The following is a 12,560-nucleotide window of genomic DNA, read 5'->3' as shown; positions in this document are numbered from 1 at the left end:
TGGGGAAGATACCCTGTTTTATCCTTTATTTTGTTTTTTCCTAAATTAAGAAATTTGTGAATATATGAACATTTGTCATGTAATCGGTATCATGTGAATTATTCCTTGAAATGTCCTATCTACAGTGATTAAATGAAAAATTGAGGGAGATAAACAGGGTCGGTTTGCACAAAATAAAGGTGTATTAAAACATAAATAATTACAAGTCGATGTTGTTATATAAAAGGAGCGTTCTAAAATGGCAAAAGTTATTGCAATCAATGCAGGAAGTTCTTCGTTGAAGTTTCAGTTATTTGAAATGCCAAGCGAAGAAGTAATCACGAAAGGACTTATTGAAAGAATAGGCCTAAATGATTCGATTTTTAATATTACGGCTAATGGCGAAAAAATTCAAGAAATCACTGATATTCCTGATCATGATGTAGCTGTTAAAATGCTGTTAGATAAATTAACTACACTGGGAATTATTAAGTCTCTTAATGAAATTGAAGGAATTGGCCATCGTGTCGTTCACGGAGGAGAAACGTTTACCGATTCAGCATTAATCACTGATGAGGTATTAGTCAAAATTGAAGAATTATCAGAATTAGCACCATTGCATAATCCGGCCAATGTTACCGGAATTAAAGCATTTAAGCAGGTCCTGCCTAATGTTCCAGCAGTTGCTGTATTCGATACAGCTTTCCATCAAACAATGCCAGAAAGTTCTTTCCTATACAGCTTGCCTTATGAATATTATGAAAAATATGGAATCCGTAAGTACGGTTTCCATGGCACAAGCCATAAATATGTATCACAACGTGCAGCAGAATTATTAGGTCGTCCGATTGAACAACTTCGCTTACTCTCTTGTCACTTAGGAAACGGAGCAAGTATCGCTGCGATTGAAGGTGGCAAGTCCATTGACACATCTATGGGATTTACACCGCTGGCAGGGGTAACCATGGGTACCCGTTCAGGGAACATTGACCCAGCGCTCATTCCTTATATCATGGAGAAAACCAATCAAACTGTTGAAGAAGTACTTGATGTGTTAAATAAAAAGAGTGGTATGTTAGCTGTTTCTGGTTTTTCAAGTGATCTTCGGGATATTATTGGTGAAGCTAACAAAGGAAATGAGCGTGCAGAGCTTGCACTGGATGTGTTTGCTAATCGTATTCATAAATATATCGGTTCTTATGCTGCTCGTATGTATGGCGTAGATGCGATTATTTTCACTGCCGGTATTGGTGAAAATAGTGACCCGATTAGAGAACGTATTTTAAAAGGATTAGAATTTATGGGCGTTTATTGGGATCCTGCTTTAAATAAGGTAAGAGGCGAGGAAGCATTTATCAACTATCCTCATTCACCAGTTAAAGTAATAATCATACCTACAAATGAAGAGGTTATGATTGCCCGTGACGTTGTTCGTTTAGCCCAATAATGTTAATTCGGGATTTCTGAAACTTAATAATATAGAAAAAGGCAAAAGCAGTTTTTAACCGCTTTTGCCTTTTTTCAGTCCTGTTTTGATGTGATATACTGGAAAGAGAAACAATGAGCAGGAGGGGTTACATTGCCATTGACAGAACGTGAAACAGTTGTGATGAATGAAATACGCTCATGGGAAAAAAACTTATTAAATTACGAAGCGAATGATTTTCAATTACTATATGAAAAGTATTTGGAACGTTCTTTCTCCTTGTTGCCAGAAAAGGTTCAAAGGCAATTTTTCTTCTTGATCGACGGTTGGTTATTTCATTTACACAGTATTATCCAAGGGTCACAGCTGCAAATGGATGCAAAGGAAAGAATCCTTACATCAGGCAGAATCTTCCGAAAAGATATAGAGAAAATCGCGGACTTACGACAGTTGGATATTGACCAATTGCAATACATAGCAGAGCAGCAAATTGCCAAGCACCGCCTCTATTCCTTTGCACAAGGCGGATTCTCTGGGACGGGAGGTACACTTCTGTTAGGGGCAGATATCCCAGCAATGGCAGTTATAAATTTACGGGTGGTTCAATTGATTGCTATGACCTATGGATTTGAGGTGAATACTCCATTTGAAATGATGACATCTTTAAAAGTATTTCATACCGCCACACTGCCGCCAAGAATCCAGAAAGAAGGCTGGGCTTCTTTGATGATAGAATTAGAGGCACATGAAGAGTTATATTTTTATGAGGGAAATGAGAAAATTACCGATATTACCTGGTTAGAGCAGCCGGTTCAACAGCTATTTAAAGCAATGGTAATCATGCTGTTTCGAAAACGGGCAATCCAAGGTATACCGCTTGTCAGCATGGCCATTGGGGCTGGGACGAATTATCAATTAACCCGGAAAGTAACGGATTTTGCCCATAAGTACTATCAATTGCGATATCTAAAGGAAAAAGAGGAGCCATACGATGAGTAGCGAAGAACATAAAAAGGAAGCACCGAAGGCAGTAAGATGTAAGATCATCACTGTCAGTGACACTAGAAATCAGGAAACAGACAAAAGCGGCAAGCTAATGATGGAGATGCTTGAAGGTGCAGGGCATAAAATCGTGGATTATTGTATTGTCAAAGATGAAACTGCACCGATTCAGGCTGAAATTCTTAAAGGCTGTGACAAAGAGGATATTGATGTTATTCTAACAAATGGCGGGACCGGGATTGCCAAGCGGGATGTAACAATTGAAACAGTTGAGGGTCTGCTAGAGAAAAAAATTGTCGGCTTTGGGGAATTATTTCGCATGCTGAGTTACCAAGAGGATATCGGTTCTGCTGCTATCCTATCCAGAGCCATAGCAGGTGTAGTTAAAGACAAAGCGGTATTTTCTACTCCAGGCTCCACTGGTGCGGTGAAATTGGCCATGAGTAGATTAATCCTGCCTGAAATTGGGCATGTGGTTAGAGAGATAAATAAAGACTTATAAACAATAAAACTCCCTGTCAGAGGGAGTTTTATTGATGGACTTTTGTGGAAACGGTTTGGTTCGCACGGTACCACAGCCATAAATCATTGATGATCGAAGCCAGATCAGCTATTTCCGTATTCAACTTACAAGAACGAGGAAAGTCATTTTCGTTTGAGAGTTTATCCTGTTTAAGGTTTATTTCCTGCTCAAGTTCCGCAATTCGATCTGGAATAGATCCGCGAATCTGTTCCCAATGAAGTAAAATATACTGCTGCGTTTCCTTGCTATATTCATCCCACTCAAGCCCTAAGTCCGGCACATGGATCCCTAGCCGTTCATCAAAATAAAAATGATCCATTATGTTTCTACCTCCTATATTTACATTTGTATATAGTAGAAATGGTGTCAGGCACCATCTTAAGATAATTGTTCTTATTGTACTATAGATAGAGTGATCATTCACGATAATATATGAAACTTTTAACGAAAAGCACGGGGCAATTAGCTCCGTGCTTTAATAGTCTATATGGTTATTCTGCTTCTTTTATTGTTCGAACGACAAGAACATCACAAGGTGCGTAGCGAGTGATATGTTCAGAAACACTTCCAATAATGAACCTTTCTACCACATTCATACCAGTAGCTCCGCAGAGGATTAAATCAACATGATGCTTTTTGGCTATATCTCTAGGAATGCGTATTTTAGGGGAGCCGTATTCAATCTCATATTGAACGTTTGTTAAACCTGCTTCAACAGCTTGTTGTTGATACTTTTCGAGCATATCCTTTGCCAGCTTTTCTGCTCGATCCCCAATAACGGTATCATATGCTTCAATTAAGGCAAACGACCTTGTATCGATTACATGTACTAATATCATACGTGCACCATTTCGTTTGGCAATTTCTATCCCTTTTTGAAATGCCCAATCCGCTTCCTTTGACCCATCAATAGCGACCAAAATATTTCGATATTTAAGTCCCATGATTATCATCTCCTCACCTTGATTATACAATATTTAACAATGAATAATTGTTTCAATTTTTCGAACAATAATGAAGTAACACATCCAAAGGGGGCATGAAAGTGATGGAAAGAGAATCAAAGAATAAATATACGTTTGAATTTGATGAAAAAGGAACAATGGAGGTAAGTCAGCAGATATTGAACTCCTATAATAGCGGCTTTATAGGGGAAGGAACGGCACTCGCAGACAGCAGTGATTTTGCTGCGGTTGAGGAGTAAAGTAAAATATTAATTAGGGGAAAGCTGTCTAGATTAGGCAGCTTTTTTTGTCGTTTGGAAATTATAAAATTTTCGCTTGTGGATAACTGTTAATAAAAGGACTGTCGACGTCCAGCTCCAGCGCCTAGCCCCTCGATGGTCTACAGCCACTCAGTAAATGAAGGCAAAGAACCCCTTCTTTCCCTGAGCGTCTTATGCTTGTCGGGGCTGTTCAAGGCGCTTGCGCTTTTGTTCTTTGTTTGAAATCTTAACGATGTGACAAGGCCAGCTCCCGTCCTGTCGTGTGTTAAACGGGAGCCTCAGCTTTTTGAATAGTACTAGTCATCTGTCCTTGAAAATTCAGCAATAAAGGGCGTTTACCCAAGAGTTTATAGGTAATCATGCATATTCTTTAGTGTGCCAAGTAAAAAAAGAGGGGGAAAACATGAATAATCATATGTATATGGCGCCTGTGAATTATAGGCAAATTGAACAATTCCCTGGTTATGGTGGTCAGGATTCACGTTTGTGGGGTGGCTTTGGCTGGGGCAGACCTTGGGGATGGGGATTTGGCAGTCCATTCTTTGGAGCACCATTTGGCTTTGGAATGCCTTTTGGATTTGGCTTTGGTTTTCCGTTCTTCGGAGGCTTCCCATTCTTTATTTAACAAAAACAGGGGAAAAAACTTGCTAAAGAGGGGAAAGAATAATGACAACTGAAATGTATGGATTAAATACGGAGGAAGAAAGACTTCACCATGGATTCGGTCATTTTGGAGGATTTGGTCACTTTGGAGGCTTTGGCCGCCCGGGCTTCGGCTTTGGCCGTCCAGGCTTTGGATTTGGGTTCGGTCGCCCAGGCTTTGGTTTTGGCAGACCATTCGGTTTCGGCTTTGGCAGACCTTGGGGCTGGGGATTTGGAGGTTTCGGACTGCCGTTTTTAGGAGGCCTTGCAGCGGGTGCTTTATTAACAGCACCATATTATGGATACGGATATGGATATCCTTATTACGACCCATATTATTATCCATATTATCCTTACTATTATTAAATCATGAAAAGGAGCCTTGCCATTTGGTAAGCTCCTTTTATTTACATGATTATGGTTACATTTTAAGCACAAAAGGATATATTATAGTAACTTGATTTACCTGAAAAAGAAATTTAGGAGGTTAGCACAATGCGGATTGGAGTACCGAAAGAAATAAAAAATAATGAAAACCGAGTGGCAATGACACCGTCAGGAGTTGTTAATCTCGTAAAATATGGACATGATGTATTGATTGAAAAAGGTGCAGGACTTGGCTCCGGTTTTTTAGATGAAGATTACCTCTCTCATGGGGCACAAATCGTGGAAACAGCTAGTGAGGCTTGGTCTATGGACATGGTTATGAAGGTAAAAGAACCACTCCCAAGTGAATACCAATATTTCCGTGAAGGGTTAATATTATTTACATATTTACATCTCGCGCCTGAACCGGAGCTAACCAAGGAATTGATGGACCATAAAGTAATTGGTATTGCATATGAAACGGTTCAACTTGCGAACCAAAGTCTGCCATTACTTACACCCATGAGTGAGGTTGCTGGAAGGATGGCCCCGCAAATTGGTGCACAATTCCTAGAAAAGGTCCACGGGGGTAAGGGGATCCTGCTTTCAGGTGTTCCAGGGGTACAAAGAGGAAAAGTCACCATAATAGGCGGCGGGGTTGCCGGTACAAATGCGGCCAAAATGGCGATTGGACTAGGAGCAAAAGTAACCATTATTGATGTGAATCCAGATCGTCTCCGTCAATTAGATGATATTTTTGGTTCGAATGTTACCCCCCTCATGTCTAATCCCTTAAATATTGCTGAAGCCGTGAAAGACTCGGATTTAGTCATTGGTGCGGTACTTATCCCAGGAGCAAAGGCTCCCAAGCTCGTAACAGAAGAAATCATTCGTTCCATGACACAAGGAAGTGTTGTGGTCGATATAGCGATCGACCAAGGAGGAATTTTTGAGACAACTGACCGGATCACAACTCATGATCATCCAACGTATGTAAAGCACGGAGTTGTCCATTATGCTGTTGCGAATATGCCTGGCGCTGTCCCTAGGACATCAACTATCGCCTTAACAAATGTAACAGTTCCTTATGCACTTCAAATTGCTAATAAAGGCTATAAAAAAGCATGCTTAGAAAATGAGGCTTTGTTAAAAGGGGTCAATACCCTAGGAGGCTATGTAACTTACCCAGCCGTTGCAGAAGCACAAGGTATGAGCGTTTCAGATACAAGGAAATTACTGGAACAAAATTAAAAGAAGAGGCCGCGGCCTCTTCTTTTTTACATAGGTAAGAAAGTATAAAAGTTTTTACCTAGAGAATTGTCCAGCTCCAGCGCCTAGCCCCTCGAGGTCACAAGCTTATCCAGTTGTGGCTCCTTGGGACTCGAGTCATAAGCCATCCCCTGAAGAAGGCAAAAAGCGCCTTCTTGCAGGGGCCGTCTTATGCCTTCGTCCCAGGGCAGTCGCCTCCACATTTAGGTCAATCCGTCCAAAAGGTTAAAGAGCAACCTTTCGGCCGGCTCGTCTTGTGCTTGGCTACAGAAAGCTATTGCTTTCTGTACGCATTAAGGGCGGCTAGTCTTTGGCCTTGCTTTCGCTGGCCAGTCGACAAGTCGCCCTATATCGGGGCTGACCAAGGCGCTTGCGCTTTTCTAAATAGGAAAACCAGCTTCACAAGAAAGCTGGTTTTTTAAAGAAATTATGTAGCCGCATTTGCCGTAGAGATATAAGAAAGTTTTAAACCACCACTCCTCAAAGTGGGTGTTCTCAGAAGCGTTCCTGCGTGTCCTCCAAGTCTTATAGACAGAGGCATGTCATTTCGGCTTCGATAGTTAAACTCCCTTTTACAGCTTAAAGGTTAAAACTTTATTATGATTACGTACAACGCAGCTTGTATTGTTATAATACATCAAATCTTAGTGAAGTTCAATGTAAAAAAGCCCCAAATTTAATTAATAATTTGCAGTTCTTTTGGGAACTTAGTTAGTATTTTTGCTCCATCCGCAGTGATAAACACATCATCCTCAATTCGGACGCCAGCAACCTCTGGTACATAGATACCCGGTTCGATGGTGTAAACCATTCCCTCTTCAATTATTAAAGGGTTTGTCTCCGTTAATGAAGGATATTCATGGACACTAATCCCAAGACCATGGCCTAAGCGATGTGGGAAAAATTCTCCATATCCGGCATTTGAAATAATTCGCCGGGCAGTAAGGTCCACTTCTGCAGCGCTGACACCAGGCTTACTAGCGTCTATCGCAGCGAGTTGGGCTTTTAAGACCGTATCATAGATTTCCTTTTGCTTATCGTTAATCTCTCCATAAGCAACGGTTCTCGTAATATCAGAGCAATAACGGTCAATTACAACTCCTAAATCAAACAAGACAAGATCGCCTTTCTTAATTTTTGTTTCTCCTGGTGTACCGTGAGGAGAAGCTGCGTTAGCCCCAGTTAGAACCATGGTCGAAAACGACATTTCAGTCACACCCTTTTGTTTAAGGGCGTACTCCAATGCATTAAGCACATCAAGTTCTGTTTTGCCTTCCTTTATTTCACTCACACCGAACTGAACAGCGTAATCAGCCAGTGAACAAGCTTCTTCTATGATTTTTAATTCCTGTGTATCTTTAATCATGCGAAGCATACGTAATTTTTCTTCTGCAGATACGAAAGCAGCATGTGGAAACAAGTTTAAAAGTCGTTCGTAGCGTTCAACGTTCATATGTTCTTTTTCAATTGCAGCCTGCGAAACATGAGGGATTCTTTTATTAATCGAGTTTAATATCATTTCCCACGGATTTTCAATGTCGCTGTAGCCGATGATATCATGCTCCCAGCCAGAACGTTTTGCATCGTGCACCTCCATTGAAGGGCAAACCAAGAATGGTTCCTCTTCCTGGAATACAGCAAGTGCCAACAGTCTCTCATGCGGATCGGTATAATAGCCGCTTAAATAAAAGACATTTTCTGAAGATGTCAGAAAGCTGACTTCAATTTCATTTTCCTTCATCCAAGTTTGAAGCTTAACTAATCGTTGTTTCATGATTAGGGGCCCCCCTTACCTTAAAATCAAAACCAATTTGAGCGTAACAAGATTAATGGTAAATGTAAACTATCCAAACTTATCATGCTCTAAAAAGAGCTGGTTATGGGTATAAAGTAAGAAGGAATTCTTAAATTCTTATGGAAGACATAAAAAGAACTATAAAAAGGAGTTGTTAAGAATGAAAGTATCTTATCATGGGCATTCAGTTGTTCAAATTAACACGCAAGGAAAAAATATAATTATTGACCCGTTTATTACAGGTAACTCATTAACCGATTTAAGGGCAGAAGACTTAAAAGTCGATGTAATCATTTTATCGCATGGCCATAATGACCATGTCGGGGATACAGTGGAGCTCGCCAAAAGGAATGATGCACTTGTGGTGGCAACGGACGAGCTGTCTACCTTCTTAAGCTGGCAGGGAGTAAAAACACATGGGATGCATATTGGTGGATCCTATCAATTTGAGTTTGGAAGAATAAAGCTGACTCAGGCTTTCCACGGTTCAAGCTATGCAACAAATGATAATCAAATTGTTTATTGCGGAATGCCGGCCGGAATTCTCATTATGAGTGAAGGGAAAACCATCTACCACGCAGGGGATACAGCTCTTTTCTCAGATATGAAATTAATTGGCGAGCGTCACCCAATCGACCTTGCCTTCCTGCCAATAGGTGATAACTATACAATGGGTCCGGAGGATGCTGCCTATGCGGCCGAACTGTTAAGAGCTAAAACAGTGGTTCCAATCCATTACAATACTTTCCCGCCAATTAAACAAGACCCTAATCAATTTATTGAAATGCTTTCCAATAAAAATGGACTGGTACTAGCACCGGGTGAGGAAATAGAAATTTAATTGTTTAGAGGTTTTCACATACTTTTTTTCCTTCCGCTAGCATAAAATGAAACAAGCAGTCTTTTAGGAGGAAATGTATATGAAAAAGAACCGATATTTACTTTGCTTATTACTTGCGGGGGTTATGCTCTATTTTGCTGTACCCAGATTGTCCGTGAACCTTGACGGGGCACCAGGGATATTTTCCTTAACATGGCTGGCATTTGCTTTAATCGTTATTGCAGGGAATCTAACTGGACTTCTCTATAGTCCAAAGAAAACAGTCCGAAAAATGCAGTCAGGACGATTAAAGAAAAAGTCCCGTTCTTACTATTAATTTTTAAAAATTTAGCATTAGCTCCGTAAAGCGCCTGTAAAGAAGGCGCTTTCCTATTTATAAATTGTGAGAAACCGCATTGAATCAAGGCATTCAACACTTTATAATGAAAAATAGGCATAATTCCGGTTTAAGACTGGAGAATTGGAATTCAAACAATAAAGGGTGAAGGTCTTGGCTACTAAGCATGAACAAATTTTGCAATACATTGATGGACTTCCGATAGGGGAAAAAATATCAGTGCGGCAAATCGCCAAGGCGATGACCGTAAGTGAAGGAACAGCCTATAGAGCGATAAAAGAAGCTGAAAATAAAGGATATGTCAGCACGATCGAACGGGTCGGCACGATTCGGATTGAGCGAAAAAAGAAAGAAAATATTGAAAAGCTGACATTTGCAGAAGTCGTAAATATTGTTGACGGCCAGGTATTGGGCGGAAGAACTGGTTTACATAAAACACTTAATAAGTTCGTGATTGGTGCCATGAAACTAGAAGCTATGATGCGCTACACGGAAGCTGGCAACCTTCTCATTGTTGGTAACCGGACACAGGCACATGAGCTTGCTTTAAAAGCGGGAGCGGCTGTTTTAATTACCGGTGGATTTGATTCTGAAGACCATGTGAAAAAGCTTGCCGATAAATTGGAATTGCCGGTCATTTCAACTAGTTATGATACCTTCACGGTAGCAACGATGATAAACCGGGCCATTTATGACCAATTAATCAAAAAAGAAATCATCCTGGTAGAAGACATTTTAACACATCTTGAGGAAACCTATTATCTCAAAACAACAGATAAAGTGTCCAAGTGGCATGAGTTAAATCAAAAAACGACTCATAGCCGCTATCCTGTTGTCGATCAAAACATGAAAATCCAAGGAATGGCCACAAGTAAAGATATACTAGGCCAAGAATTAGATACTCCGATTGAAAAAATCATGACAAAAAATCCGATGACGGTGAACGGCAAAACAAGTGTCGCCTCAACAGCTCATACTATGGTTTGGGAAGGGATTGAGGTCCTGCCAGTTACCGATGATTCCAATCGTCTTGAGGGTATTATTAGTCGTCAAGATGTATTAAAGGCACTGCAAATGAATCAGCGTCAGCCGCAGGTTGGTGAAACAATAGACGATATCATTACTAACCAAATGGTCTTAGTCCAAGGGAAAGCTAAAGGAGAAGAAGTCTACTCCTGTGTAGTAACGCCCCAAATGACCAATCATCTTGGAACCATTTCTTACGGAGTATTCACCACAATTGTATCTGACGCGGCAAATCGGGTCTTGCGCAGCTATAAAAAAGGTGATTTGGTTGTAGAAAATATGACGATTTACTTTTTAAAACCGGTTCAAATGGAGAGTACTTTGGAAATTTTCCCTAAAATACTTGAAGTGGGCCGTAAATTTGGAAAAGTGGATGTAGAGGTTTTTAATGATGGAGTGTTGGTTGGCAAAGCGATGATGATGTGTCAGTTAATTGATCGAAATTAAAACTATAAGAACAAAAGCGCAAGCGCTTGAACAGCCCCGACAAGCATAAGCCGCTCAGGGAAAGAAGGTGTTCTTTGCCTTCATTCCCTGAGCGGCTGTAGACCATCGAGGGGCTAGGCGCTGGAGCTGGACGTCGACAGTCTTTTTATTAACAGTTATCCACAAGCGAAAATTTTATATTTTCCTAAACGACAAGAAAGCCGCTTCTCTCAAAAAAGAAGCGGCTCAACTTATTTTTGGGCTTCAAGACTATTAGCCTCTTCGATAGCAAAGGGCAGATAGTGCTTATATTTTTTGAAGCCAATCCAGCTGAAGTAAGCACCATAAATAGTAAAGATGGATGCAATAATGTATGATGTGGTAGTCTCAGATATAAAGAAAAGATGATTAATGCCAAATAAGCAGACAAAAAGGCCTAGAGCAATATTTGATTTTGCGGAAAGCCATTTCTTTTCAACTTGACGGTTGCTTCTAAAGTATTTTGTTTTATAAAATAAGTAGAAAGCAAATAAAACGACAATCAATACAACGAGTACAAACATTATTCAATCCCCCAAATTTCTAGAAGTCATCTATATTTTAGCGTGGATTGATAAAAAAAGCCATAATTGGTACATAAGGAGCAGTGTTCATGATTGAAGAAATTTTAAATGCGATTAAGCAATATGAAACAATTATTGTTCATCGTCATGTCCGTCCAGACCCCGATGCATACGGTTCACAAGGCGGATTAACAGCTATTTTAAAGGAATCCTTTCCGGAGAAAAAAATCTTTGCCGTAGGTCAAGAGGAGCCAACGCTAAATTTCCTGCGCCGGCTTGATGTGATTGAGGATGAGGTTTATAAAGGGGCATTGGTGATTGTTTGTGATACAGCTAATCAGGAAAGAATTGATGACCGCCGCTACAATTTAGGCGATAAATTAATTAAAATTGATCATCACCCAAACATGGAGCCTTATGGTGACTTGCTATGGGTCGACACAAACGCAAGTTCCTGCAGTGAAATGATTTATGAATTTTATCTAAAAGGTAAACAATTGGGCTTGAAAATGAATGACGAAGCGGCAAGACTATTGTTTGCGGGAATTGTTGGCGACACGGGAAGATTTTTATTTCCAAGCTCGACTGAAAAGACATTTGCTTATGCAGGTGAATTAATTCATTACAATTTTTCCCGTACTGAACTTTTTGACAGAATGTACGAATTAGATCCTAAGATCATTAAATTACAAGGTTATATCCTGCAAAACTTTGGACTACAGTCAAACGGTGTTGCTTCTGTTATGATTACGAAAGAATTACTTACAGAGTATGACGCAAGACCTGCAGAAGCATCCTTGCTTGTAGGTACACTTGGGGATGTAAAAGGTATCAAAGCGTGGGTTTTTTTCATAGAGGAAGAGAAACAAATCCGAGTAAGACTCCGTTCTAAGGGACCTGTTATTAATGTGGTCGCAAGGAAATTTAACGGCGGCGGACATCCACTTGCTTCGGGTGCAACGATTTATTCATGGGACGAAGTGGAACAAGTCGTTAATGAATTAGGGAAAGTTTGCGAGGCCTATACAAAATAGACTGCTAAACAAAAACGGCCCGCTTTCAGGGCCGTTTGTCTAGCTGCAGCGTCTAGGGGCTCGGGGGCATAAGCCAATCCGTCAAGAAGGCTAAAAATCAGCCTTC

Annotated in this window: 15 protein-coding genes and 1 other RNA gene; 11 read left to right on the top strand and 5 right to left on the bottom strand. The window is 40.4% G+C overall.

The features are described 5' to 3' along the window. Positions 1 to 238 precede the first annotated feature (238 nt). The 3 genes from AAHB15_RS13845 to AAHB15_RS13835 all read left to right on the top strand — a co-directional run bounded on the left by AAHB15_RS13845 (position 239) and on the right by AAHB15_RS13835 (position 2,909). On the top strand, positions 239 to 1,426 hold the full coding sequence (locus AAHB15_RS13845) for an acetate kinase (RefSeq protein ID WP_335574690.1): 1,188 nt from the start codon (positions 239 to 241) through the stop codon (positions 1,424 to 1,426). Between the two features lie 132 nt (positions 1,427 to 1,558). Further along, positions 1,559 to 2,404 carry an EcsC family protein gene (locus tag AAHB15_RS13840; RefSeq protein ID WP_335574691.1) on the top strand — a complete coding sequence of 282 codons (846 nt, stop codon included), beginning with the start codon at positions 1,559 to 1,561 and terminating at the stop codon, positions 2,402 to 2,404. After that, positions 2,397 to 2,909 carry a MogA/MoaB family molybdenum cofactor biosynthesis protein gene (locus AAHB15_RS13835; protein WP_335574692.1) on the top strand — a complete coding sequence of 171 codons (513 nt, stop codon included), beginning with the start codon at positions 2,397 to 2,399 and terminating at the stop codon, positions 2,907 to 2,909. Before AAHB15_RS13840 ends, AAHB15_RS13835 begins: the two co-directional genes overlap by 8 nt. A gap of 28 nt (positions 2,910 to 2,937) precedes the next feature. On the opposite strand, the gene AAHB15_RS13830 is transcribed toward AAHB15_RS13835, so the two are convergent. After that, positions 2,938 to 3,249, bottom strand: coding sequence for a hypothetical protein (locus AAHB15_RS13830; protein WP_420491210.1), 312 nt, complete (start codon positions 3,247 to 3,249; stop codon positions 2,938 to 2,940). A gap of 172 nt (positions 3,250 to 3,421) precedes the next feature. After that, entirely contained in the window at positions 3,422 to 3,874 is a 453-nt protein-coding gene (locus AAHB15_RS13825; RefSeq protein WP_335574693.1) for a universal stress protein, read from the bottom strand. Between the two features lie 101 nt (positions 3,875 to 3,975). Here AAHB15_RS13825 and AAHB15_RS13820 point away from each other — a divergent pair, with 101 nt between their 5' ends. The 4 genes from AAHB15_RS13820 to ald all read left to right on the top strand — a co-directional run bounded on the left by AAHB15_RS13820 (position 3,976) and on the right by ald (position 6,414). After that, positions 3,976 to 4,134: a hypothetical protein gene (locus AAHB15_RS13820; protein ID WP_176541472.1), complete on the top strand. Its 159-nt coding sequence runs from the start codon at positions 3,976 to 3,978 to the stop codon at positions 4,132 to 4,134. Positions 4,135 to 4,558: 424 nt separating this feature from the next. Beyond that, positions 4,559 to 4,780: a hypothetical protein gene (locus AAHB15_RS13815; RefSeq protein WP_335575499.1), complete on the top strand. Its 222-nt coding sequence runs from the start codon at positions 4,559 to 4,561 to the stop codon at positions 4,778 to 4,780. Between the two features lie 41 nt (positions 4,781 to 4,821). Further along, the gene (locus AAHB15_RS13810; protein ID WP_342042624.1) at positions 4,822 to 5,163 is read left to right on the top strand and encodes a hypothetical protein; all 342 of its coding nucleotides are present in this window, start codon (positions 4,822 to 4,824) and stop codon (positions 5,161 to 5,163) included. 129 nt (positions 5,164 to 5,292) lie between these two features. Then, complete coding sequence (gene ald, locus AAHB15_RS13805; protein WP_342042623.1) at positions 5,293 to 6,414, top strand: alanine dehydrogenase; 1,122 nt, start codon at positions 5,293 to 5,295, stop codon at positions 6,412 to 6,414. A gap of 446 nt (positions 6,415 to 6,860) precedes the next feature. On the opposite strand, the gene ssrS is transcribed toward ald, so the two are convergent. Both ssrS and AAHB15_RS13795 read right to left on the bottom strand, forming a co-directional pair. Further along, positions 6,861 to 7,056: non-coding RNA, 6S RNA (gene ssrS, locus AAHB15_RS13800), on the bottom strand. Positions 7,057 to 7,108: 52 nt separating this feature from the next. After that, a complete protein-coding gene (locus AAHB15_RS13795) occupies positions 7,109 to 8,206 on the bottom strand; it encodes a M24 family metallopeptidase (protein WP_342042622.1) in 1,098 nt (365 codons plus the stop codon). Positions 8,207 to 8,387: 181 nt separating this feature from the next. On the opposite strand from AAHB15_RS13795, the gene AAHB15_RS13790 reads away from it, so the two are divergent. From AAHB15_RS13790 to AAHB15_RS13780, 3 genes are all read left to right on the top strand, one after another. Then, complete coding sequence (locus tag AAHB15_RS13790; protein ID WP_335571951.1) at positions 8,388 to 9,068, top strand: metal-dependent hydrolase; 681 nt, start codon at positions 8,388 to 8,390, stop codon at positions 9,066 to 9,068. A gap of 79 nt (positions 9,069 to 9,147) precedes the next feature. Then, positions 9,148 to 9,384 (top strand): hypothetical protein, encoded by a 237-nt coding sequence (locus AAHB15_RS13785; protein WP_098532806.1) that lies wholly within the window; start codon positions 9,148 to 9,150, stop codon positions 9,382 to 9,384. A 174-nt stretch (positions 9,385 to 9,558) separates the two neighbouring features. Further along, entirely contained in the window at positions 9,559 to 10,878 is a 1,320-nt protein-coding gene (locus AAHB15_RS13780; RefSeq protein WP_098532804.1) for a CBS domain-containing protein, read from the top strand. Positions 10,879 to 11,108: 230 nt separating this feature from the next. On the opposite strand, the gene AAHB15_RS13775 is transcribed toward AAHB15_RS13780, so the two are convergent. Next, positions 11,109 to 11,420, bottom strand: coding sequence for a YtpI family protein (locus tag AAHB15_RS13775; protein WP_098532802.1), 312 nt, complete (start codon positions 11,418 to 11,420; stop codon positions 11,109 to 11,111). Positions 11,421 to 11,509: 89 nt separating this feature from the next. On the opposite strand from AAHB15_RS13775, the gene AAHB15_RS13770 reads away from it, so the two are divergent. Beyond that, a complete protein-coding gene (locus AAHB15_RS13770) occupies positions 11,510 to 12,454 on the top strand; it encodes a DHH family phosphoesterase (protein WP_342042621.1) in 945 nt (314 codons plus the stop codon). Positions 12,455 to 12,560 lie beyond the last annotated feature (106 nt).

The organism is Bacillus sp. OTU2372 (assembly GCF_038440275.1).
GTDB classification, from domain to species: domain Bacteria; phylum Bacillota; class Bacilli; order Bacillales; family Cytobacillaceae; genus Neobacillus; species Neobacillus bataviensis_B.
The sequence above is the reverse complement of the archived record's forward strand: the minus strand, read 5'-3'. Positions and strand labels throughout refer to the sequence as shown.